This window comes from Mycetohabitans endofungorum (genome assembly GCF_002927045.1).
GTDB classification, from domain to species: Bacteria; Pseudomonadota; Gammaproteobacteria; order Burkholderiales; family Burkholderiaceae; genus Mycetohabitans; species Mycetohabitans endofungorum.
Window position 1 is genome coordinate 16039 of sequence record NZ_PRDW01000009.1, and the last position, 24387, is coordinate 40425.

General features: G+C 62.8%; 20 protein-coding genes. 12 read left to right on the top strand and 8 right to left on the bottom strand.

The window, feature by feature from the left end; genetic code table 11:
* Nucleotides 1-17 precede the first annotated feature (17 nt).
* Complete coding sequence (locus B0O95_RS09760; RefSeq protein WP_104077745.1) at nt 18-875, top strand: uracil-DNA glycosylase; 858 nt, start codon at nt 18-20, stop codon at nt 873-875.
* A 201-nt stretch (nt 876-1076) separates the two neighbouring features.
* Here B0O95_RS09760 and B0O95_RS09765 read toward each other — a convergent pair whose 3' ends face one another.
* The 4 genes from B0O95_RS09765 to B0O95_RS09780 all read right to left on the bottom strand — a co-directional run bounded on the left by B0O95_RS09765 (nt 1077) and on the right by B0O95_RS09780 (nt 5612).
* Nucleotides 1077-1670, bottom strand: coding sequence for an FMN-dependent NADH-azoreductase (locus tag B0O95_RS09765; protein WP_104077845.1), 594 nt, complete (start codon nt 1668-1670; stop codon nt 1077-1079).
* A 115-nt stretch (nt 1671-1785) separates the two neighbouring features.
* Entirely contained in the window at nt 1786-3579 is a 1794-nt protein-coding gene (locus tag B0O95_RS09770) for a M61 family metallopeptidase (protein ID WP_104077846.1), read from the bottom strand.
* A 75-nt stretch (nt 3580-3654) separates the two neighbouring features.
* Nucleotides 3655-4398, bottom strand: a complete 744-nt coding sequence (locus B0O95_RS09775) for a DsbC family protein (RefSeq protein ID WP_104077746.1) — start codon at nt 4396-4398, stop codon at nt 3655-3657.
* A gap of 32 nt (nt 4399-4430) precedes the next feature.
* Entirely contained in the window at nt 4431-5612 is a 1182-nt protein-coding gene (locus tag B0O95_RS09780; protein ID WP_104077747.1) for a UbiH/UbiF family hydroxylase, read from the bottom strand.
* Nucleotides 5613-5986: 374 nt separating this feature from the next.
* On the opposite strand from B0O95_RS09780, the gene B0O95_RS15545 reads away from it, so the two are divergent.
* A complete protein-coding gene (locus B0O95_RS15545; RefSeq protein WP_146064044.1) occupies nt 5987-7066 on the top strand; it encodes a hypothetical protein in 1080 nt (359 codons plus the stop codon).
* A gap of 321 nt (nt 7067-7387) precedes the next feature.
* Entirely contained in the window at nt 7388-8482 is a 1095-nt protein-coding gene (gene ychF, locus B0O95_RS09785; RefSeq protein ID WP_104077748.1) for a redox-regulated ATPase YchF, read from the top strand.
* Between the two features lie 284 nt (nt 8483-8766).
* Here the strand turns inward: ychF and B0O95_RS09790 are convergent, their stop codons facing one another.
* Nucleotides 8767-10659, bottom strand: a complete 1893-nt coding sequence (locus B0O95_RS09790) for an ABC transporter ATP-binding protein (protein WP_104077749.1) — start codon at nt 10657-10659, stop codon at nt 8767-8769.
* A 457-nt stretch (nt 10660-11116) separates the two neighbouring features.
* Between B0O95_RS09790 and ettA the strand changes: the two genes are divergently transcribed.
* A complete protein-coding gene (ettA, locus tag B0O95_RS09795; protein WP_104077750.1) occupies nt 11117-12784 on the top strand; it encodes an energy-dependent translational throttle protein EttA in 1668 nt (555 codons plus the stop codon).
* Between the two features lie 27 nt (nt 12785-12811).
* On the opposite strand, the gene B0O95_RS09800 is transcribed toward ettA, so the two are convergent.
* The gene (locus B0O95_RS09800) at nt 12812-14632 is read right to left on the bottom strand and encodes an aminopeptidase P family protein (protein ID WP_104077751.1); all 1821 of its coding nucleotides are present in this window, start codon (nt 14630-14632) and stop codon (nt 12812-12814) included.
* A gap of 5 nt (nt 14633-14637) precedes the next feature.
* Nucleotides 14638-14898, bottom strand: coding sequence for a hypothetical protein (locus B0O95_RS09805; RefSeq protein ID WP_104077752.1), 261 nt, complete (start codon nt 14896-14898; stop codon nt 14638-14640).
* A 334-nt stretch (nt 14899-15232) separates the two neighbouring features.
* Here B0O95_RS09805 and hemA point away from each other — a divergent pair, with 334 nt between their 5' ends.
* The 7 genes from hemA (at nt 15233) to B0O95_RS09840 (ending at nt 21922) form a co-directional block, all read left to right on the top strand.
* Nucleotides 15233-16567 (top strand): glutamyl-tRNA reductase, encoded by a 1335-nt coding sequence (hemA, locus tag B0O95_RS09810; RefSeq protein ID WP_104077753.1) that lies wholly within the window; start codon nt 15233-15235, stop codon nt 16565-16567.
* A gap of 95 nt (nt 16568-16662) precedes the next feature.
* A complete protein-coding gene (gene prfA / locus B0O95_RS09815) occupies nt 16663-17745 on the top strand; it encodes a peptide chain release factor 1 (RefSeq protein ID WP_104077754.1) in 1083 nt (360 codons plus the stop codon).
* A gap of 7 nt (nt 17746-17752) precedes the next feature.
* Complete coding sequence (gene prmC, locus B0O95_RS09820) at nt 17753-18658, top strand: peptide chain release factor N(5)-glutamine methyltransferase (protein ID WP_104077755.1); 906 nt, start codon at nt 17753-17755, stop codon at nt 18656-18658.
* A gap of 75 nt (nt 18659-18733) precedes the next feature.
* Nucleotides 18734-19048 (top strand): Grx4 family monothiol glutaredoxin, encoded by a 315-nt coding sequence (gene grxD, locus B0O95_RS09825; RefSeq protein WP_104077756.1) that lies wholly within the window; start codon nt 18734-18736, stop codon nt 19046-19048.
* Nucleotides 19038-19640 (top strand): UbiX family flavin prenyltransferase, encoded by a 603-nt coding sequence (locus tag B0O95_RS09830; RefSeq protein ID WP_104077757.1) that lies wholly within the window; start codon nt 19038-19040, stop codon nt 19638-19640. The genes grxD and B0O95_RS09830 overlap by 11 nt, the downstream gene beginning before the upstream one ends.
* A 108-nt stretch (nt 19641-19748) precedes the next feature.
* Nucleotides 19749-20525: a DODA-type extradiol aromatic ring-opening family dioxygenase gene (locus B0O95_RS09835; RefSeq protein WP_104077758.1), complete on the top strand. Its 777-nt coding sequence runs from the start codon at nt 19749-19751 to the stop codon at nt 20523-20525.
* A 374-nt stretch (nt 20526-20899) separates the two neighbouring features.
* Entirely contained in the window at nt 20900-21922 is a 1023-nt protein-coding gene (locus tag B0O95_RS09840; protein ID WP_104077759.1) for a CopD family protein, read from the top strand.
* 89 nt (nt 21923-22011) lie between these two features.
* Here B0O95_RS09840 and B0O95_RS09845 read toward each other — a convergent pair whose 3' ends face one another.
* Nucleotides 22012-23610, bottom strand: coding sequence for an APC family permease (locus tag B0O95_RS09845; protein WP_104077760.1), 1599 nt, complete (start codon nt 23608-23610; stop codon nt 22012-22014).
* Nucleotides 23611-24151: 541 nt separating this feature from the next.
* Between B0O95_RS09845 and B0O95_RS09850 the strand changes: the two genes are divergently transcribed.
* The gene (locus B0O95_RS09850; RefSeq protein ID WP_104077761.1) at nt 24152-24355 is read left to right on the top strand and encodes a cold-shock protein; all 204 of its coding nucleotides are present in this window, start codon (nt 24152-24154) and stop codon (nt 24353-24355) included.
* Nucleotides 24356-24387 lie beyond the last annotated feature (32 nt).

Consider the following 24387-nt stretch of genomic DNA (forward strand, 5'->3'; position numbering starts at 1 on the left):
CCGACTTTATCGCGATCATGGCTTCCCGCATTAAACACTCCACCACCGCCACCGCATTGCGCGGTGCCGGCAAGCAGCGAACCGAGCGCCAGCAACCGTCGTTGTTCGACGATCCGCCGCCCCCGCATGAGTGCACGGTGGCACCATCGCCGCGGTCGTGTCCACCGTCTTGCGCGGCACTCACCCTCGAACAACAATTCGACAGCCTGCCTGCGATGTGGCGCGCACACCTGGCGCCGTTCATCGGCAGTCCGGCATACACGCGCCTGTGCGAGTTCGTCGACCATGAGCGCAGCAGCGGCAAGACGGTTTATCCGACGGACGTGTTCCGCGCATTGCATCTGACGTCGCCAGACGACGTCAAGGTGGTCATCCTAGGTCAGGATCCCTATCACGGCGAGGACAACGGCGTGCCGCAGGCGCACGGACTGGCGTTTTCCGTGCCTCCCGGCGTCCGGCCCCCCCCGTCGTTACGCAATATTTTCAAGGAAATTGCCGCGACTTTCGACCATGCAGTGCCACGCCATGGCTGCCTGGATTACTGGGCCCGGCAAGGGGTGCTGCTGCTCAACACGGTATTGACCGTCGAGCGCAACCGGGCGGCCAGCCATGCGAAGCGTGGCTGGGAGCAATGCACGGACACGCTGATCGAGCACCTTGCCACGCGGCACGAAGGCCTTGTGTTCATGCTGTGGGGCTCGCATGCGCAAGCCAAACGACAGTTACTGCACGGCCGCGGCCACCGGATTCTCGAAGCACCGCATCCGTCACCGCTGTCGGCGCACCGCGGCTTCCTTGGTTGCCGCCACTTCGCGCTTGCCAATGAGCATCTGCGCCAGGTTGGTCGCGAGCCGATCGATTGGCGCGTGCCGTGAGCGAGCCGACTGGGCCCTGCTGGGAGCCGATTGGCGCGTGCCGTGAGCCGACTGTGGCCTGCCGGGAGCCGATTGGAGCCGGCCGGAAGCCAACCCCATTCGGGGCGCCGTTCCGTTGGCCGCCCGGTCGGCAGGCCGGAACACCGCTCTGAACTGGCAGTGCCACTGGCGACGTCATGCCCGCACGCCGGCAACTGCGCATCACACAGCGGCAATTGCCTCGCGTGCCGCCGCCAGGCCGCTTTGTTTGGATTGCTCACCGAGGTTCAGCCCTTCGGCGAAGATGAACGTGACGTCGGTCAGGCCGATAAAGGCGAGGAACGTTTTCAAATAAGGCGTCTGCAAGTCCGCCGGCGTGCCGAGGTACTTGCCACCGCGCGCGGTCACGACATACACCTTCTTGCCCGTGACCAGCCCTTGTGGGCCCTCCGCCGTATAGCGGAAGGTCACGCCAGCACGCGCGACATGGTCGAAATACACTTTCAACTGGCTGGAGATACCAAAATTGTACATTGGCGCGCCGATGACAATGATGTCGGCAGCCTTCAACTCCGCCACCAAGGCGTCGCTGCGGGCGATGATCGCCTGCTGCTGCGCATTGCGCTGTTCTGCCGGCGTGAAGAAGGCGCCAAGTGCTGCTTCGTCCAGGTGCGGCAAGCTATTGGTCAACAGATCCCGCACGACCAGCGTGGCATCCGGGTGCGACTGTTGCAGCTTCGCCGTCAATTCATTGGCCAACAGCGTGGATTGCGCCTCCGTGCGCGCAGCGGAATTGATCTGGAGAATCGTAGTCATGTTGGGCTCCGTCAGGTTCAGTTCGAGCATCATGCCCGGTCAGGAGCCATTCTAGTTTTTGGCGCAGCGCGAAAAAGGGGGCTGCGCGACACGGATTGTTGCACTGGCGGAACGATCATCGGCCGGCATGCAACCACGCGTCGCGCGCGCGCTTGGCTGGCGCGGGACTCGTCCGCGCCGTAAGCGTGTAGTTCGCCACCTCCGGTGCATCCAGCTTGAGTCGTACGGTGCGCAATTCGTCCCGACGGAACGCGTGCACCTGCACCACGTCACCGGGCCGATAGCGTGCCAGCAGCGCATCAGGTCCGCTGCCGGGCACCCGCAACCCATCGATGGCCACCAACACGTCACCCGCGGACAAGCCGGCCTTTTGCGCCGCGCCACCGTCGGAGACGCTCGCAAGCGTACAATCATTGCCGGTACGCAAACGCGCGCCCAACGATGGGTTGCCGTTCGTGTCGGCAGCAGCCAGTTCAACACCGAACGGCGCGAGTAGTGCGTCCAGCGGTAAATCGCGCGTGCCGTTCACCGCGTCACGAAAGAGCCGGCTCAAGTCCGCGCCGCTCGCCTCGGCAAACAACGCCGGGATATCGGCCGCCTCGACGCCGGTCGGCCGCCCCGCGTAGAAGTCGCGTCCGTAGCGTTGCCACAGCAGACGCATCACGTCATCGAGCGACTTGCGATGGCGCGTCTGTGCCCGAATCGACAAGTCGAATGCCAGCGCAATCAGCAATCCCTTCGTGTAGTAGCTCACGATCGCATTGCCCGCGTTCTCATCCTGCCGGTAGTACTTGACCCATGCATCGAACGAGCTTTCGGCCACGGTTTGACGCAATCTCCCGGCGCCGCGCAGCACAGAGCCGATTGTCTTGCCCAACTGCGCAAGGTATTCGTCCTGTGAGATCAGCCCTGCTCGGACCAGCATGAGGTTTTCGTAGTACGACGTGAACCCTTCGAACAGCCAAAGCAGCGGCGTATAGTTTTCTCGCGTCAGGTCGTACGGTGCAAACGCCGCCGGCTTGATCCGCTTCACGTTCCAGGTATGGAAATACTCGTGACTGCACAGGCCGAGATATGAGCGATAGCCATCCGTGGTCTGCGGCTTGCCCTTCACCGGCAGATCATCGCGCTTGCAGATCAGCGCGGTCGACGCGCGATGCTCGAGTCCACCGTATCCGTCGCCCACCGCTAGCGTCATGAACACGTACCGATCCATCGGCGCGCGCTTTGTGCGTGGCTCAAACAGCGCAATCTGCGCTTCGCATATCCGCTTCAAATCTGCGCACAGCCGCGGCATGTCCAGCGCCGGTACCCTGCCTGCAATCACAACGTCGTGCGGCACGCGGTGCGCATCAAAGCGGGCCAGTTCGAACTCGCCGACCGTGACCGGATGGTCGATCAATTCATCGTAGTCCTGTGCGACGTACAAGCCGAAGGCGTAACGACGCGTGCCGCGCGCCTCGCGCAACGCGGTAGCGACCCGCCAGCCGCGATAAGCGTTGCCTTCAGGACGTCGAATCTCCACCTCACACGGCAACTGCTCGCGTCCAGCAACGGCCAGGAATACGCTGGTACCGTTGAAAAAACCGAGCGACTCGTCCAGATGCGCGGCGCGCACCGACAGGTCCCACGCGTAGACCTCGTAGGTCAACGTCAACGGGCCGTCCACGGCGGCCGCACGCCATGTGTTCTTGTTCAGCTTGACGACGGCGACCTTACGGCCGGCCTGGTTCGTCGCCCTCAGCGTCACAATATTGCGTGCAAATTCGCGTACCAGATAACTGCCCGGTATCCAAACCGGCAGCATAAACTGCTGGCCGTCCGGATCCGGATCCGCCACGGTCAACGTGACCTCGAACAAGTGGGCGGCCGGGTGCTTCGGGATGATGGAATAACGAATCGGCTTCATCGAAATACGCAGATAGGCGCCGGCCCGCCGGCCGGACGAACGAATCGGAGCCACGGACCGCCACTGGGCGAACCGTCAATGCTGCGCGGACAGGGCCTTGTCGAGTTGCTCGGCCGGCACCGCGCCGGGGAGCCGGCGCCCGTCGGCCAGGATGATCGTCGGCGTGCCGCTCACGTTCAGCTTCTGGCCCAGCGCCAGGTTTTTCTGCAACGCGCTGGTATCGCAATTGCCGGCCGCGCTCGGTGATTGATGATCGAGCATCCACGCCTGCCATGCCTTCGCGCGGTCCGCCGAACACCAAATCGCCTTTGCCTTCGCGTCCGAGTCGGGCGAAAGCATCGGATACAGGAAGGTGTAGACGGTGATATTGTCAAATCCCTTCAGCGTCGTCTCCAGCCGCTTGCAGTACCCGCAATTCGGATCTGAGAATACCGCGAGCTTGCGCGCGCCATTACCCTTGACGACCTTGACGGCGTTGGCCAGTGGCAGGCTCGCGAAATCGACCTTGTTCAACTCGTCGTTGCGTGCCTGCGTCAGGTTCTTCCGCGTGCGAGTATCCACCAGGTCGCCCAGCACCAGATAATCGGCATTGGCGTCGCTATAGACGATTTCCTTGCCAAGATTGACCTCGTACAGTCCGGCAATCGGGGTCTTAGCCACGCCCTTGATGCTCGCATCGGAACCGAGCCGGTTCTGCACCGCGACCTTCACGCTATCCAGGCTCGGATCGGCAAATGCGGAATAACTTGCCAACGCGGCGGCCGCCAGCAGCGCGCCGGCCACCGCGGTCAGCGTGATCGTGCGAATTCGAAGTGTCATCGTGGTTCCTTGTTTGATTGAGCGCACACGCGTCAGCCGAGCGCGGCCGACACCAGCCAGCGCTTGATGAATGGCTGCGCGCCGACCATCGCCATCCCGACGTTGCGAATGCCACGGGCCAGCCCGCCCGGCAGCGCAAACAACCGCTGCAGCCCATCGGTTGCGATGGTCAACTTCTGAATGTCCTCGCGGCGCGAACGCTCGTAACGTCTAAGCAGCGTCAGATCGCCGAGATCACGAAACGGTTCCTTGCGGTTCATCACATCTAGCAACGCAGCGACGTCGCGCAGCCCGAGGTTGACCCCCTGCCCCGCGAGCGGATGGATCAGGTGAGCCGCATCGCCGACGAGCGCCACGCGCGGCGCAACCAGCCGGTCCACCGTCTGCAGCGCCAGCGGGAATCCTTGCGCGGGAGTCACGCCTTCGAGCGTGCCGACCTGACGCGAACTCGCACCGCCCGTGGCGGCCTCGATCCGTTCGGCCAGCGCTGGTAGATCCAGTTGCAGCAACGCATCCGCGTGCTCGGTGCGGGCGGACCAGACCAGCGACACGTGTGAGTCCGGCAACGGCAGCAACGCGAGGATCTCACCGTCGATGAACCACTGGAATGCGGTTTCATGATGCGGTTTGCTGCACCGGAAGTTCGCCACGACGCCCGTTTGCCGGTAGTCGCGCCGTTTCACCTTCGCGCCGACCTGCTCCCGCACCCAGGAGTGCGCGCCGTCCGCGCCGACGACCAGGTCGGCAGACAATACCCGCGCATCGTCCAGCGTCACGCTGACGGCTTCCGGGTGATGCTGCAGCGCCTGTGCCCGCGATTCGCACCAGGTCAGTAGCGGCTGGAACCGCAATGCGGCGTCAAGCGCGCGTTCGATCAAGCTTGATTCGACGATCCACGCCAACTGCGGAACCGCTGCCTGAAATGCAGAAAAATGCAGTTGTGCGTGCGCATCACCGAACACACGCATGTCGTACACCGGGCACAACCGCGCCGGCTCAAGGGCTTGCCAGACCCGCAGCCGCTCCAGCAACGCTTGTGAACTAGACGACAGCGCATAGATACGCGCATCGAACCGATGTTCACTTTGCGCGGGCGCGCACTGCGCAAGCAACGCGACGCGCAGGCCGGCCTGAGTCAGCGCGAGCGCGGCGGCCTTGCCGACCAGCCCGCCGCCGATCACGATGACCTGATGGTTCGATTGTACGGAATTCATTGGCGCATTATAGCGTCCAGGGCCGGCGATCTCGGGCCGAGATACTGCGCGCACGGGCCTCATTTGCGGTCGGCGGACAGGTACGCGATGCACCGGACAACATCGGTGCGGAACGCCCCCGTCCAGCACACCAGTACACGGCACTTAACGTATTAATCGACAAACGCAAGCCACAGCTTACGATGCGCTTTTGAATTAACCACTGCGTCGTCAACTGCATGAAGCCCTCGCCCGTCCGAGAATATACCGATTATGGCGGATTATTAAAACACAGATAAATCAATGATTGCGTAGCTTCGTTTATGCTCTCCCGGGATCGCGCAATTATCACCCCGCCTGAAGCAAAATCGTTAAGGTGCAAACTCCAATTAATCATGCTGGTTGACGATATGCAAGTAAATAATGCCCTCTCGGATCGGCACATAACGCAACTCGCCGTATCAGGTTCGGCAAGCGATAACCCATTCAGCGCAGAAGACCACAATCCATTTAGAGGTGCTGCTCAGCGGGCACAGCAGCCAACTTCACCACGGAAACCCGTTACTCTTGATCAGTTTTACCAATTGCTGCTTGGGGAGGACTCCCAGGCACGTGATACAGCATCCTTTCAGCCGGTCGGCCTCAGGAGAGTGCCCAGCTTCTCGAATTTAGAAGAAGCCAAAGAAAAGGGCGACAAATTTCTGAAAGCATTGAAGAATCCACATGCCAATCCACTCGGCAAAAATAAGCTGAGTGCGCAGCATCAGGACCGTGCGCAAAACGACGAGCAGCCCCGGACACCGGAGCGCCGCTCTGCAAAGTACGATACCGATGCATCGCGCTACGCGACGCAAGTGCGCGCCTCCATGTCAGCAGGTCGCCCGGTGGCTCAGCCTACCCATAGTGCAGCGTCCCAGACGAGTCAACCGGCGAAGCAAAGTCCCGAATCAACACCGACCCAAGCCCATCGCTCTTCTATAAACGAGATTGGGGACGACGACCTCAATCAGAGCATACTGCAGGCTAAAGCATGGTTGGAAGGTCAATTCAAAGATGTGGATCCCGCAGCGAGTGATGCACACAGCCAAAAGCAGCTGCAGTTAAAGCAGGGAATAACCAAGGCAACCGACACGCAAACGGAATTAATAAACGATCACGGCCTCCCATCATCTATTAAGCCATTTTCACATAACGTCACTGATTCGTCAGAGGCTATTGATCAGCAAAGCCAATTCGCATCAAAGCCAAACATTCTTAAACGAGTCAAGAGTTTTCTCAAGAAAAAAAATAAAACCGAGTCCGCGAATGCAAATATTGAAACCGGCATACACCGTCCGACGCGGCAAGATACGACGAATACCGACAGTACGGGGAGGACCAGGCGCTCGTTTGCCAGCATCACGGCCAGCGTGAGAAGCTTCAGCTCACGTGTCAGTCGGCGTTTCCGCAAGACGCGTCATCCAGTCGGCGCGTGATGCCCCGGACGGCGACGAGAAGCTCAATCCGGACAGCACTATGCGTCGCGCATCCCGTCGCCGTCGCGCTCGGCGCGCGCAAGCGCGCTAGTCACCTCATGTGAACTCATGTTCCCGCCCAGCGCAGCCGCGCGACAGAGGAAGGCGGCGGCGTCCGAAAGCGTTACAATCTCCGTTTTTAGGCCAAGTAGGGACACAGGATCGCGTCCCTACACCGTGTTGGTTGGTCTCGTCCTCGACTCTTCGCAGTTGCCAGCGTGGAGCCAGCCGCGACAAAGCACACGCACTGACGCGCCAAACGCTGATTCGTAAAGGTTTTCCATGAGCCTCAAATGCGGCATCGTCGGCTTGCCCAACGTCGGCAAGTCCACTCTCTTCAACGCGCTGACTAAGGCGGGCATCGCCGCCGAGAACTATCCGTTTTGCACGATCGAGCCGAATGTCGGCGTGGTCGAGGTGCCGGATCCGCGGCTCGACGCTTTGGCACAGATCGTCAAGCCCGAACGCGTGCTGCCGGCGGTCGTCGAGTTCGTCGATATCGCCGGGCTCGTCGCGGGTGCGAGCAAGGGAGAAGGTCTGGGTAACCAGTTCCTGGCCAACATCCGCGAGACGGATGCGATCACGCACGTGGTTCGCTGCTTTGACGACGACAACGTGATTCACGTCGCCGGCAAGGTGGACCCGCTCGCGGACATCGAAGTGATCCATACTGAGTTGGCGCTGGCCGACCTGGCGACCGTGGAGAAGGCGCTCGCACGCTATTCGAAGGCGGCAAAATCGGGCAATGACAAGGAAGCAGTCAAGCTAGCAGCCGTGTTGGACAAGGTGCGCGCACAGCTAGACCAGGTACGCCCAGTCCGTGCGATGGATCTGTCCGACGACGAACGTGCGTTGATCAAGCCGTTCTGCCTAATTACTGCGAAGCCGACGATGTACGTGGCCAACGTGCGGGAGGACGGTTTCGAGAACAATCCGTACCTCGATGCGGTGCGTGGCTACGCAGCGAAGGAAGGCTCGCCGGTCGTCGCCGTGTGCGCCGCCATCGAAGCGGAAATCGCCGAGTTGCCAGACGATGAAAAAGGCATTTTCCTGTCCGACATGGGCATGGACGAGCCTGGACTGAATCGCGTGATCCGGGCAGGCTTCAAGCTGCTGGGACTGCAGACGTACTTCACCGCCGGCGTCAAGGAAGTGCGCGCGTGGACCATTCATGTCGGCGATACGGCGCCGCAAGCGGCCGGTGTCATCCATACGGATTTCGAGCGCGGCTTCATCCGCGCTCAGACGATTTCGTACGATGATTACATCGCCTACAAAGGAGAACAAGGCGCGAAGGAAGCGGGCAAGATGCGCGCCGAAGGCAAGGAGTACGTAGTCCAGGATGGGGATGTGATGAACTTCTTGTTCAACGTCTAACGCGCTGTTGCCGGCACGCAGTCCAATAGCGCTGCTTTCACAACACCATGCCGCTGGCCGGACGCCGGCCACGCCGCCGACATCCTCGAACATCCGCCATGCGAGGCCCGCCGATGGCGGGCGCACGCGAGCGGAACGGTCCTCGTTAAGTGCGGGATGTCCGCGACTCGCTTCGTGACTCACGCATCGCCGTCTCCGCTGCCACCACATTACTCGACACTGCGCCGCGACAAACTCCGCGAGTCACCCGCCGCCATGTCCGTGCATTGCGGCCGTCCCCGCCGCTACTCAGGCAACGGCAGCGACAAATCGGCATCCGGCACGCCGGCGGCCGTGGGCTGCCGGCGCCCCACAGCCGCACCAGCGGCGTCCCATCCCCGCGTCAACTCCAGCGCCTGGCGCTCGAACAACCGTCGGTAGAAGCCGCCCTCCACGCGAATCAATTCGTCGTGGCTCCCTTCCTCGACGATCCGCCCCTTATTCATCACGAGCAACCGGTCCAGTGCTCGGACCGTCGACAACCGGTGTGCGACGACCAGCGTCGTGCGCCCGATCATCAGCCGCTCCATCGCCCGCTGGATTAGCACCTCGCTCTCGCTGTCCAGGCTGGAGGTCGCCTCGTCCAGGATCAGGATTGGCGCATCGGCAAGGAAGGCACGCGCGATCGCCACCCGCTGGCGCTCGCCGCCGGACAGTTTGACGCCCCGCTCGCCGACCAACGTCTCGTAGCCGTCGGGCAGCGCGGTGATGAAGTCGTGGGCGCTGGCCAGCTTCGCCGCACGCTCGATCTGCGCGCGGCTTGCGCCAGGCTTCGCATACGCGATGTTTTCGGCCAGCGAGCGATGAAACAGCAGAGGCTCCTGCTGCACGATCGCGATCTGGCTGCGCAGCGACGCCTGCTGGACGTCGGCGATATTCTGCCCGTCAATCGTGATCCGCCCACCGCTTACGTCGTGCAGCCGCTGGATCAGCTTAATGAACGTCGTCTTGCCCGAGCCTGAATGGCCGACTAGGCCGACACGCTCGCCGGGAGCGATGCGCACAGAGAAATCCTCGTACAGCGGTGTCGCGTGAGCGCCGTATCGGAACGTCACGTGCTCGAAGCGGATCTCGCCCCGGCGAATTACGATACGCCCCGCGCCCGGTTTGTCGTCGATACCTAAGGGCTGCGCCTGCAACGACACCAGTTCCTCCATGTCGTTGACTGAACGTTGCAGGTTGCGGATGTGCATGCCCACCTCGCGCAGATACCCTTGCAACATGAAGAACATGGTCAGCGCAAAGGTGATGTCGCCCACGCTAGCCAAGTCGCGAACCCACAGCAGCAGGGCCGCCCCGAGCATCGCAGCCTGCATCGCGACCAGCATGCCGCCCTGCACGCCACCGTTGAGCGTACCGCGGATCCAGGTACGGCGCGTGCGTTGTCGCCACTTGCCGATCACACGGGCAAGGCGCGCGTCCTCGCGCTGTTCAGCGCCGAACGCCTTCACCACGGCATTGCAGCTGACCGCGTCGGCCAACGCACCGCCCATCCGCGTATCCCACGCATTACCCAGCCGCGCGGCCGGGGCCACGTAGCCAAGCGACAGCACCACGGTGACCGCGACATACGTGATCGATCCGATGCCGACCACGATGCCCATCACCGGCCACTGCACGCCAAGTAGCACGGTGGCGCCGACGAGCATCACCAGCGACGGCAACAACGCGATCAGCAACGTGTCATTAAGCAGGTCCAGTGCCCACATGCCGCGCGTGACCTTGCGCACCGTCGAGCCGGCAAAGCTGTTCGCATGCCAGTCGGCAGAGAAACGCTGCACGCGATAGAACGCGCTGGACGCAATCTCGCTCATCATCTTTAGCGTGAGCACAATGATGTTCAGAAAACCAAACTGGCGCATCAACATGCCACCCAACCCCAGCGTCGCAAGGATCCAGAAGGCCGAAACCGCCGCGCCCCACGCGGCCTGCTTGCTCGCGGCGCCGCTCGCGCCGGTGGCGAGCGCGTCGATCAGGCGTCCCGCATACAGCGGCGTCAGCACATCGGCGAGCGCCGACAGCAACGCCAGTGATGCGATCGCCGCGATCCGCCAGGGCTGCTTGCCCCAATGCGCAAAGGTGAAACCGAGGACAGCCTTGAAGGCTTGTCCGCCAAAGTCGATTTTTTTTCGAGCCATTTGCAACTGCCCACGACTCGCTGGTCGCGGGACCGTCCCAAAAGAGAAAGAGAAACAGAAACGGACAGACGATGCGGGCCGGATAAAACCAGCGACAAGCAGCGGATCTGTCGGGAAACCGCGCGGGTGCTCGGTACAGCTCGCGCCGGCAGCGATCTAACGGTGCTGTGGCGCCACGCGTGGGACGGCGAACTGCGGTATCAACATCACTGCGCCTCCCTTGGTGTCGTTTGATCAGAAAAGAAAAGTGGGACATGCCCGAAACCGAATCGTAGCAGCAGCGCAATGCAACTGCAAACTACGGCAATTCAGTATGCGGCGGCCAAGCCACCACACTGCCGATGCGCTCCGCCATCGGCCCGGAGCCGTACAATGAGGGTTTTGGGCAGCCGCGCATGCGCTTTGCGCCCGCACCAAGCTGCCCCCCCTCCAGCTTCGTCTCCATTACGCAAACCCGATGGCTCAATACGTCTTTACCATGAACCGGGTCGGCAAGATCGTGCCGCCCAAGCGACATATCCTGAAGGACATCTCGCTGTCATTCTTTCCTGGCGCGAAGATCGGCGTGCTCGGCTTAAATGGCTCGGGCAAATCGACCTTGCTGAAAATCATGGCCGGATTGGACAAGGACATCGAGGGTGACGCTACCCCGATGTCCAACATCCAGATCGGCTACCTGCCCCAGGAACCACAACTCAACCCGCAACACACGGTCAAGCAAGCGGTCGAAGAAGGCCTCGGCGAGCTGTTCCACGCACAGCAGCGGCTTGATGAAATCTACGCGGCCTATGCGGAACCGGACGCCGACTTCGACGCGTTGGCCGCCGAACAGGCGAAGTACGAGGCGATCCTGGCCACCGCCGAAGGCGGTAGCGCCAAGCAGCAACTCGAGGTGGCAGCCGACGCGCTGCGACTGCCGCCATGGGACGCCAGGATCGAGCACTTGTCCGGCGGCGAGAAACGCCGTGTCGCGCTGTGCAAGCTGCTGCTGCAAAAGCCCGATATGCTGCTGCTCGATGAGCCGACGAACCACCTCGACGCGGAATCGGTCGAGTGGCTCGAACAGTTTCTGGTGCGCTTCCCGGGCACGGTCGTGGCCGTCACGCACGATCGCTACTTCTTGGATAACGCAGCGCAGTGGATTCTGGAACTGGATCGGGGCCACGGCATCCCGTGGAAAGGCAATTACAGTAGTTGGCTGGACCAGAAGGAAACTCGCTTAAAGCAGGAAGAGGCGGCGGAGTCCGCTCGTCAGAAGGCGATCCATAAGGAACTGGAGTGGGTACGCCAGAACCCGAAGGGCCGCCAGGCCAAGTCCAAGGCGCGTATCGCCCGTTTTGAGGAACTGAACAGCGTCGAATACCAAAAGCGCAACGAGACACAGGAAATCTTCATCCCGGTGGGCGAGCGTCTCGGCAACGAAGTCATCGAGTTCCAGAACGTCAGCAAAAGCTTCGGCGACCGCCTGCTGATCGACAATCTGAGCTTTTCGGTACCGCCCGGCGCGATCGTCGGCATCGTCGGGCCGAACGGTGCGGGCAAGTCGACGCTGTTCCGGATGATCACGGGCCGCGAGCAACCGGACTGCGGCACCGTCAAGCTCGGACCCACGGTCAAACTCGCCTACGTGGACCAAAGCCGTGATGCGCTGGCCGCCGACAAGACGGTGTTCGAAGAGATTTCCGGCGGCGCGGACGTGCTGACGGTCGGCCGCTACGAAACGCCGTCGCGCGCGTACATCGGCCGCTTCAATTTCCGCGGCGCCGACCAACAAAAGCAGGTCGGGAACCTATCGGGGGGCGAACGCGGACGGTTGCACATGGCCAAGACGCTGATCGCCGGGGGCAACGTGCTGCTGCTGGACGAACCATCAAACGACCTGGACGTCGAAACGTTGCGCGCGCTCGAGGATGCGCTGCTCGAATTCGCGGGGTCGGTGATGGTGATTTCGCACGATCGCTGGTTCCTGGACCGGATTGCCACGCACATCCTCGCGTTCGAAGGCGATTCGCAGGTGGTGTTCTTCAATGGCAACTACCAGGAATATGAAGCCGACAAGCGGGCGCGACTCGGCGACGAGGCAGCCGCACCGAAGCGGCTGCGGTACAAGCCGATCACGCGTTGACATCAGGTCGCGGGCCGCTTGGGCGGCTCAGATTGCCACGGTACGGGTTTCAAGCCACGCTTTCGCGTCGCCGCTCAGATGCTTGCCGACCCGCTCACGCACTTGCGCATGGTAAGCGTTGAGCCAGGCCACTTCGTCTTCACGCAGCAACGATCGCTCGATGCAGCGGGTATCGATCGGGCACAGCGTCAGCGTTTCGAAGCAGAGGAATTCGCCGAACTCGGTCGTGCGCGCCGGCTGGCTCAGCAGCAGGTTTTCGATGCGGATGCCCCACTGGCCGGGACGGTAGATACCAGGCTCGTTCGACGTGATCATGCCTTTTTCCATCGCCGTGTAGGACTCGGCCGGCGCATAGTGCGAAATCACCTGCGGTCCTTCATGCACGTTCAGGAAATAGCCGACCCCATGGCCCGTGCCGTGCCCAAAGTCCATGCATGCGTCCCAAATCGGCGCCCGTGCTATCGCATCTAGCATCGGCGAGCGCACGCCACGCGGAAACGTCGTGCGCGACAGCGCAATCATACCTTTGAGCACCAGCGTGAAATCGCGCCGCTGCTCGGCGCTGGTCCGGCCCACCGGCACGACGCGTGTAATATCGGTAGTGCCGCCCAGATACTGACCGCCGGAGTCGATCAACAGCAGACCGTCGCCCTCGATCAGCGCATGCGACTGCGGCGTCGCGCGATAGTGCGGCATCGCGCCATTGGCGTTGAACGCGGCGATCGTCGGAAAGCTAAGGGACACGAAGCCGGGGCGGCGTGCTCGCGCGGCGGTGAGCTTTTCGTCGATCGTCAACTCGGTGACGCGCTCACGCCCGAGCGCCTGTTCGAACCACGCGAAGCATTCCGCGAGCGCGGCGCCGTCCTGCTCCATCGTCACGCGCACATGGACGGCTTCCGCTTCCGTCTTGCGCGACTTTGCAAAGGTCGACGGATTCACCACCTCGACGAATTTCACCCCAGGCTGCACGGCTTGCATCAACCCATACGTGACGCGGCGCGGATCGATCAGCAGCGTGCTGCCCGGCTCGATCGCGGCCAGCGCCGCCGGCGCGTCCCGGTATGGGGCAACGCGCACGCCGTCCTGCGCCAGCCGCTCGCGCAACACCGCGTCGATCTTGCCGTCGGCCACGTACAGCGTCGCGTGCTGCGGCCCAATCAACGCGTGCGCAACAAATACCGGGTTATAGCTCACGTCGGCACCGCGCAGGTTGAAAATCCATGCAATGTCATCCAGCGTGGAGACGAAATGCCAGTGCGCTCCCTTGTCGCGCATCGCGCTGCGCACCTGGTCGAGCTTTTGCGCGCGGGTCACGGGCGCGTAGCAGGGATCGTGCTCGTACACGGGCGTGCCAGGCAGCGTTGGCCGGCCGTCCCAGATCAACTCGAGCAGGTCCACGTCGGCGCGCAGCTGCACGCCAGCGGCCTGCAGCGCGTCCTGCAGCACACGCGCAGCGGCCAAGCCCAGCGTGCTACCATCCACGCCGACCCGCGCACCGGGTTCCAGGTGTGCGGCGAGCCAGTCCACATGGGGCTGCGCCTGTCCAGCTTGAATCTTCATCAACTCGATGCCGCTGTCGGCCAGTTCCGCGGCAGCCTGCACCCAGTAGCGGCTGTCAGTCCACAGTCCCGCAAAGTCCGGCGTCACGACCAACAAGCCAGCCGAGCCGGTGAAGCCGGACAGCCACGCACGGCCCTGCCAGCGTTGCGGCAAGTACTCGGACAAGTGCGGATCGGCGGACGGCACGATATACGCGGCCAAATCAGCGCGCTTCATCGCATCGCGCAGCCGCGCCAGCCGTTCGGGAAGGGAGACCGCCTGATCGGCGGCGGGTTGTCGGGCGTTCATTGAGTTCACCGGCGAAAAAGATGTGAGCCAAGCGAGGCGGTTACGGCCACGGCCACGGCCGTCATCGCGCCAAGCACGCACAGCGACCATTCGAGCACCTCACCATCCTCGAACAGCCCGCTCGCGTTGCCGGCCAGTTTAACCGCGCCGGCGGCCAACGCGCCGACGATGAGCGCGGGCAGTGCCGCCGCGCGGCGTGCCGGATGGCGCCACCAGCCGAAGCCGCCAATCGCAACACCCAGCAGTAAGGTGCCGATCCAGCCCATCAGCGCATTGTGTCAAGTATCGTGGAATTCGTCTGACGAACATCCACGGCAGGCATTTCGGTTCGGTTCTGAATCATGGGGTACGGCTCCGGACAGGCATCGGATTGACAGTGCACCACGCGCTGACCGCGCCCAGGCCGGTGAGTTTTTTCGAATATCCGTATTTCACGGTTGATACAGCGCCGCGAATGTTGAGATAGAAACCGTAGTTTTCGGTTGGCAACGCGCGCCACTCCTGTATAGCATACGCGATGCGTCGCCCCTCAGCGCGCCAGCGTCCGGGGTTGCCAACGGCCAAAAAAGTTATAATAACGCGCTACTTTTGACGGCAACCATGCACCTGCTCACCATCGGAATCAACCACCACACCGCGCCAGTCGCATTGCGCGAGCGCGTGGCGTTTCCGCTCGAGCAGATCAAGCCGGCCCTGCACACGCTTAAAGACGCGTGGGCGCGCCGCGATGACGTGCGCGTCGCGGCCCCCGGCGCCGCCGCGCGTATCGTGCACGCACAGCAAGCGCTGGCGGAGGCCGCGATACTGTCGACCTGCAACCGGACCGAAATCTACTGCGCGACCGACGACCGCGCCGCGCGCGAGCATGCGATCGCGTGGCTGTCGAGCTATCACCGGATACCGGTCGAGGCGCTTGCCCCGCATATCTACGCGCTGCCGCAGTCCGAAGCAGTCCGCCATGCGATGCGAGTGGCATCGGGTCTGGACTCGATGGTGCTCGGCGAAACCCAGATCCTGGGCCAGATGAAGGACGCCGTGCGTACCGCGTCGGAAGCCGGTGCACTCGGTACCTACCTGAACCAGCTGTTTCAGCGCACGTTCGCGGTAGCCAAGGAAGTACGCGGGCAGACAGAGATCGGCGCGCATTCGGTATCAATGGCCGCCGCGGCAGTGCGGCTGGCGCAACGAATCTTCGAGAACATTGCCGGACAACGCGTGTTGTTCATCGGTGCCGGCGAGATGATCGAGTTGTGCGCAACGCATTTCGCCGCGCAAAATCCGCGTGAGCTGATCGTCGCCAACCGCACCGTGGAGCGCGGTAGCAAGCTGGCCGAGCGCTTCGGCGGCAAGGCGATCACGCTCGCCGACCTGCCGTCTCGGCTGCACGAGTTCGACATCGTTGTGTCGTGTACCGCGTCCACCCTGCCGCTCATCGGCCTGGGCGCGGTGGAACGCGCAGTCAAGGCACGCAAGCACCGGCCGATGTTCATGGTGGACTTAGCGGTGCCGCGCGACATCGAGCCCGAAGTGGCCGAGCTGGACGACGTGTTCCTCTATACGGTAGACGACCTCGGCTCAATCGTGCAGGAAGGCAATGCCATCCGGCAGGCCGCCGTCGCGCAGGCCGAGGCGATTATCGAGACACGCGTGCAAGCCTTTATGCACTGGCTCGAGCAACGCAGCATTGTGCCGGTGATCCGTCACATGCACACGCAAGCTGACCGGCTGCGCCGCGTGGAGTTGGAGCGCGCGCAGAAAATGCTAGCACGCGGCGATGATCCCGCCGCCGTAATCGAGGCGCTGTCGCAGGCGCTGACCAACAAGTTCATCCATGGCCCGACGCATGCGCTGACCCACGCGGCCGGCAGCGATCGCGACAAGCTGGTCGACCTGATGTCCGGCTTCTACCAGCACGTTGGCCCCTCCGAGCGTTAGTGGCGCTCGACACCCGCCGGCACGCGCGTATCGTCGAGCGTGCCTTCGTTTTCCATTGAACGCGACCCCGTTCGCGCCCTTTGCCAGATGCGCCGATGAAACCGAGTATGCAAGCCAAGCTGGAGCAGCTTACCAAGCGGCTGCCGGAATTGAACGAACTGCTTTCGCGCGAGGATGTCGCGTCCGATCTTGACCAGTACCGCAAGCTAACCCGCGAGCACGCGGAACTCGCGCCAGTGGTCGAGCAATATGCTCAGTGGAAAACCGTGCGCAACGATGAGGCGACCGCTCAGGAATTGCTGGCCGATCCATCGATGCGGGATTTCGCGGAAGACGAACTCAGTGTGGCGCGCAGCCGGATGGAGCAACTGGAGCGCGACTTGCAGAAAATGCTGCTGCCCAAGGACCCGAACGACGAGCGCAACATCTTCGTGGAAATCCGCGCGGGCACCGGCGGCGACGAGAGCGCGCTGTTCGCCGGCGATCTGCTGCGCATGTATCTGCGCTATGCGGAGCGCCATCGCTGGCAGGTCGAGATGATGTCGGAGAGCGCGTCGGACCTGGGCGGCTATAAGGAAGTGATCGTTCGCATCATCGGTCAGGGCGCCTATTCGCGGCTCAAGTTCGAGTCAGGCGGGCATCGCGTGCAGCGGGTGCCGGCCACCGAGACGCAGGGGCGTATCCACACGTCGGCTTGCACAGTCGCCGTGATGCCGGAAGCGGACGAGATCGCCGAGGTCGAGCTGAATCCGGCCGATCTGCGCATTGACACGTTCCGCGCGTCCGGCGCCGGCGGCCAGCACATCAACAAGACCGACTCGGCGGTGCGCATCACGCACATTCCAACCGGCATCGTGGTGGAATGCCAAGACGATCGCTCGCAGCATAAAAACAAGGAGCGCGCGATGAAGGTGCTGGCCGCCCGCATCAAGGACAAGCAATATCAGGAACAGCATGCGAAGGAAGCCGCCACCCGCAAAAGCCTCGTGGGCTCGGGCGACCGCTCCGAGCGCATTCGCACCTACAACTTCCCGCAGGGCCGGCTGACCGACCACCGAATCAACCTGACGCTGTACAAACTGGAACAGATCATGGACGGCGATTTAGATACGCTGATCGACGCGCTCGTCTCGGAACACCAGGCCGAGCTGCTCGCTGCGATGGGCGAGACCGAGTAAGCGCATCATGACTTGCGTCGCACAACTGCTGCGAACCTCGCCGCTCGCCCCGCTGGAAGCCCGGATTCTGCTCGCCCACGCGCTAGATTGGCCGCGTACTGCGCTGATCACGCGTGCCGACGACGCGCTGCCGGACGCGTTGTCGGCGCGCTTTCTGGCGTTGCAGGCCCGGCGTGTCGAGGGCGAGCCGATCGCGCAACTGGTCGGTTCGCGCGAATTCTTCGGGCTCGAGTTCGACGTGACGCCGCACGTGCTAATCCCGCGTCCGGAGACGGAGCTGCTGGTCGAGTGCGCGCTAGACGCGGTACGGACGATCCCGGCCCCCCGCATACTCGATCTTGGCACTGGCAGCGGTGCCATCGCGATCGCGATCGCCCATGCGCGCCCGGATGCACGGATCGTCGCCACGGATCGCTGCGCTGGCGCGCTGGATGTCGCGCGGCGCAATGCGCGGCGCCTACTCGGCGACGCGGCGCTTGCGCCGGCACTGCCGGCGTCGGCCGCGCGTCACGACCTCGTCACGTCAGGCACACCAACGCAGCCCCGTCTCGCACTACGCCACGGCAATTGGTTCGATGCGCTTAGCGAACCGCATCGCGCCGCCCCGGCGCGCTTTGACGCCATCGTCAGCAACCCACCCTATATCGCCGCATCGGACCCGCACCTGCGCGAGGGCGACCTGCGCTTCGAGCCACTGGACGCGCTGACCGACCACGCAGATGGGCTCAGCGCGATTCGCGCGATCGCCGCCGCCTCCGCCGCGTGGCTGGCGCCGAGCGGCACGCTATGGCTGGAACACGGGTACGACCAGGCTGAAGCCGTGCGCGCGCTGCTCGATGCGCATGGCTTTGATTCGGTACGCTCCGTGCGGGACCTGGCCGGCATCGAACGCGTCACCTGCGGCAGCCGCTAGCGAGCCGCAACGCCGGCTCGAGCAGACGAAATCCGCTATCATCTAATCCAAACCGTATTTGAAGCAAGGTCAGCCATGGATACTCAAGAGCGCATCAAGCAAATCGTCAGCGACCACCCGGTCGTGCTGTTCATGAAGGGCACCGCGCAGTTCCCGATGTGCGGCTTCTCCGGCCGAGCCATCCAGGTCCTGAAGGCGTGCGGCGTCGATTCGGTGCATACGGTCAATGTCCTTGAGGACGAGGCAGTGCGGCAAGGCATCAAGACGTTTTCAAACTGGCCCACGATTCCGCAGTTGTATGTGAACGGTGAATTCGTCGGTGGCTCGGACATCATGATGGAGATGTACGAGTCCGGAGAATTGCAACAGCTGTTCACGAATGCCTCATGACGCGCGGCCGTCGACACGACGGTTAATCGTCGCGATCACCGGCGCCACCGGCGCCGCCTACGGCGCCGGCGTGCTGCGCGCGCTGCGTGAGTTGGACGGCGTCGAAAGCCACCTGGTCGTCTCCAGCGCAGGCTGGCTCAATGTACGGCACGAATTGGGCATCGAGCGTGTGGCACTCGAACAGTTGGCGCATCACGTGCACAATCCGCGCGACATCGGCGCGACGTTCGCGAGCGGCTCATTTCAGACGGACGGCATGATCGTGGCGCCGTGCTCAATGAAAACGCTGGCCAGCATCGCGCATGGCCTGTCCGACAACCTGATTACCCGGGCTGCCGATGTCACGCTGAAGGAGCGGCGCCGGCTCGTGCTAATGGTTCGCGAAACGCCGCTGAATCTCGCGCATCTGCGCAACATGACGGCCGTCACTGAGATGGGCGGCATTGTGTTCCCGCCGGTGCCGGCGTTCTACAACCGCCCCACGACGATCGACGAATTGGTGGCCGATACTGTCGCGCGCGCGCTGGATATGTTCGGACTCGCGGCAGTGCGCTCGCGGGCATGGACGGGACTGGCACCCGCGCGAGATTAATAACCGACACGACACAATGCGTTTCCTGTTGTCGCATTTATTAGACGGGCGCGTGCCCTTATAGTCGCGGCATGACTTGTTTTGCCCGCCAGATGCGTGCCCGCTGCGATGCCCCGTCTACCTGCCGTCTTCCTGTCCCATGGCGCACCGACGCTGCCGATCGACCCGTCGATGCCGCGCGTCGAGTTCGCCGCATTGGCTACACGCTGGTCACGTCCGCACGCCATTCTCGTGTTGTCTGCGCACTGGACCAGCACCGAGCCGGTCGCCAGCCTCGCGACGGCGCCGGAGACCATTCACGACTTCTATGGCTTCCCCCGCGCGCTGTACGAGCTGACGTATGATGCGCCCGGCGCACCGGACGTCGCGCAGCGCGCCATCGAGTTGCTGAGGCAAGCCGGCATCGCGGCCAGCGGCGCCGTACGCGGGCTAGATCACGGCGCGTGGGTCCCGCTGCTGTTGCTATATCCCGCGGCCGATATCCCGGTGGTGCAGGTGTCGATTCAGCCGCACCGCGATCCAGCACATCACTATCGGGTCGGGCGCGCGCTCAGGCCCCTGCGCGATGAGGGCGTGCTGATCGTCGGCTCCGGACAAATCACGCATAATCTACGCGCCGCGGACTTCTCGGCACGGCCCGAGGATGCAGATCCGCGCGTGACTGAGTTCACCGGATGGTTCGAAGCGAGGATGGCCACGCATGACCTAGGCGCCTTGCTCGACTATCGGCAGCAGGCGCCCTACGCCGTATCGATGCATCCGAGCGACGAGCATCTGCTACCTGTGTTTGCCGCACTGGGTGCGGCCGACGACGACTACAAGCTGGAGATTCACGCACAAGGCACCTATCAACGCTCGCTGGCAATGACTCATTACGTGCTGTAGCACCACCGCATAGGCAACGGGGCAGCGGCATCCGGGACGTGAGCCCGTGGCACGCACGGCGTCATCGTCGCGCGAGGCGGCTTTGCGCACGGTCACCCCATCGCGACGCATGGCATAATCGGTGCTCATCTTCCCCACATACGCGGTCCGGCGCCGACGCCTGCCGCCCGCCCTGCCACTGCCCACACCGCGATGACAGTCGCCGTGGCTTGGTGGGGCAGCCCGCCAACCGCTCCAGCCTCGATGACTATTCCAGCATTGCACCCACTTCCCGTCGCCGCCCGCGAAGACACTGCTGCAACCCGTGAAGATGCCTCGCCCACCGCCGTCGCGCGACCGCGCACACGCGTGGTCACCAACCGGAGCGCGGCCCGATGACCTCGTCCCTGTCCATCATGCAGATGGCGCTCGCCGCCATCCAGGACGTGCTGTTCGCAATCGCCGCAGGCTCGATACTGTGCGGCGCGACACTGGCCACCGTGTTCGCTTCGTCTCGCGACGCGGCACGGCTGCGGCTGCGTGGCTCGATCAAGCAAGCCATGCCCGGCATCCGATTGCCGACCATCCAATGGTTTTCGTTGTGCGCGCTGGCCATCGCCCAGGTGGTGTACCTGTGGCTGCAGGCCGCCACGATGAGCGGCTCGACATTGAGCGCCGCGCTGGGCATCATGCTGCGACAGTCGCATTACGGCGCCGCGTGGCTGACCGGGACGGCCGGTATCGCGGTGGCACTCGCCGCCTCGCGCGTGCATCTGCGCGGCGGCCAAGCACGAGGTGGTCCGCCACTCGGGCCGGGCAGCGCCCCGCCCCGTTGGCCGATGCGCATCACGGTGCTGGGTCTCGCGCTGTACGCGGCAAGCAAGGCCGCAGCCAGTCATGCGGCAGGTGCGGGAGACTTCAGCCTCACGCAGGCCGTGTACTGCGTGCATGTCGGAGCGAGCGCCGCATGGGCTGGCGGCGTGAGCATCGCGGCCTTCGTGTTGCCGACGTTCACATTGCATACACGCGCCGACGGCGGGCGGCATCTGGCGTTTTGTGAACGGCTCTCCCGCGCGTCGGCGGTCGCCTTGACGTTGGTCGCGCTCACAGGCCTATACAACGTCGTATGGATCTGCGCCAACGCGCCCGCCCCGCTGGCCGGCACATACTATGGCCGATGGCTTGGCGCCAAGCTCGTCATCGTGGCGGCAGTCGTATTGCTCAGGACACTGAACCGTGCTGTATGGTTGCCGCGGCTGCGCGATGCGCAACACGCCCATGGAGGGGAAAGCAATAGGTTGTCGCCGCGCTATTCAGTCACAGCCGCCCATCTTGGCAGGACACTGTTAGCCGAGTCGGCGCTGCTGGCGGCCGCGCTGATTGCGGCGGCAACGTTATCACACCTGCCGCCGGCGTAACGCGTGCGGCGTCGTGAGCCGGCCCGCGTGCATCGGTGTCAATCCGCGCCGATGCACGCGACGGCACGCCGATACCGATGCCCCCACGCTCAAATACCGACGCCTTCCAGGATTTCCTCGCGCTGTTCCCGCTCGTCCAGATACGCGGTGCGCCAGCCGCTAGACACACCCCACTGATAGAACCCGAGTGAGGTCACCGCGACGAGCGCCATGTCCCAGCCATAAGGGATATAGCCAAGCCCGCCGAACGGCTTGCTGCCGATGTACGACAGCACTGCCATCACCGGCAGGTAGGTGACCATCCACCAGGCTGAGCACCAGTCCTTAGAGAATCCTTTCCAGCCCGCCTTAGCTTGGTAGTAGAAGAAGACCGGCAGCGCGACGACCATCAGCAGGATGATCTCGCCGGTCAGCGGCCATTTTGCCCAATACAGGATCAGCGACGCGCAGACAAACGCAAACGGCGCTATCAAGCCCATGCCGGGGATGCGCAGCGGCCGCGCGATGTCCCCGCTGGTGCGGCGCAGCGCCATTAGGCTGATTGGCCCCGTCAAGTACGAGATCACCGTGGCCACCGAGATGACCGCAGCTAGCGAACTCCAGCCACGGAAAAAGAACAGGAAGATGAACGAGACGATTAGGTTGAACCACATCGCGGGCCGCGGCACCCCATAGAGCGGATGCACGCTGCTGAAAATCTTGGGCAATGTGTTGTTGCGCTCCATCGCGTAAATCATCCGGGTCGTCGTCGCCATGTAGGTAGTACCGGTGCCGCTGGGGCTCACAAACGCATCAACGTACAGCAGCATCGCGAGCCAATTCAGGTTCAGCACGAGCGCAAGCTCGGCAAACGGTGAACTGAAGTTCAGCTTGTCCCAGCCCTTGATGATGTCCGCCGGCTTGATGGCGCCAATATATGCGATCTGCAGCAGCACATAGATAACCAGCGCGATCAGGATTGAGCCGACGACGGCAAACGGCACGCTACGGTCCGGATTGCGCGCCTCGCCCGCCAGGTTCACCGGACTCTGGAACCCATTGAAAGCGAAGACAATGCCGCTGGTGGCCACCGCGGTCAGCACCGCCGACCAGCCATAAGGCGCGAACTGCCCAGTCGCACCAGTCGCGAAGTTATCCGTATGAAAGCCGGTCAGCACGAGGCCCAGAATGGTGGCGCCCGGAATCAGGAACTTGAAGATCGTGATTGCCGAATTCGCGTGCGCGAACAGCTTCACGCCCCAATAGTTCAACAGGAAGTACACGACCACGAGCACAGCCGACAGCAGGAGCCCGGGTAAGGTCAGCTCGCCGTGCACGAACAGCGCATGAGCCCAATCATAAGGCCATGAGCTCATATATTGGATCGATGCCTCTGCCTCGATCGGTATCACGGAGACGATCGCGATCCAGTTAGCCCACGCGCTGATGAAGCCGACCAACGAGCCATGGGAGTAGCGGGCATAGCGGACCATGCCGCCCGACTCGGGGAACATCGCACCGAGTTCCGCATAGGTCAGCGCGATCGCAAGGATCACCACCGCGCCAAGCACCCAGGCAATGATTGCCGCAGGCCCTGCAATTTTTGCCGCCTTCCAGGCCCCGAAGAGCCAGCCCGACCCGATGATTGAGCCCAAGCCGGTCAACATCAGCGCGAATGGGCTGATGTTTCGCTTGATCGAACTATCCACAACATCTCCTAGGAACATGAGCGCACCTTACCGCTGTGCCGTTTCCGGCTGGCACGTCTCGTGAATACGCATCACGCGTCGGTTGCAACCGGCGCGAAGTTTAACGGTGGCACCTTTCAACTGGCTGATCAGTTGCGAATCGACGAAACACGGGGCGACCCGACGAGCGTGGAATTAACCTATGCGTGGGGCATTAAACAAATGACAAATGATTAACACAAAGCGCCAGACTTGGCGTAGAAAGCGAGTTCTACGCCAATTTCAATGACGGTGTAGGCCGTTACGGAAAAACGGCGAAAAGGTCGAGACCCGAAGCGACTCCGGTTGGAGCGCATCGGGGAAACTACTGAGTTTGCGACAAAAGCATTGACCGGGTCTGATTTTCGCAATATAACTATGTTTGCAGGATTTCAAGCGGCGAGTGTTGGTGGTTATCCATCTGTAGTCTCCCACGACGGTACTTCGGTTGTTCCTCTCACCCTTCCTTGATTTTCGTGCGCTATCGGGCCTCGGCCCTTATTCATTTTTAAGGATTCGTTTTATGGAAACCGGAACCGTCAAGTGGTTCAACGACGCCAAAGGTTTTGGCTTCATTACGCCGGACAACGGTGGTGAAGACCTGTTTGCGCATTTCTCCGAAATTCGCATGGATGGCTTTAAGAGCCTTCAGGAAAACCAAAGAGTCACGTACGAAGTGAAGACGGGCCCGAAGGGCAAACAAGCGGCGAATATTCGCGCAGCGTAAGTCCTTCCCGCCTGGCGCGACGCGCCAATGCC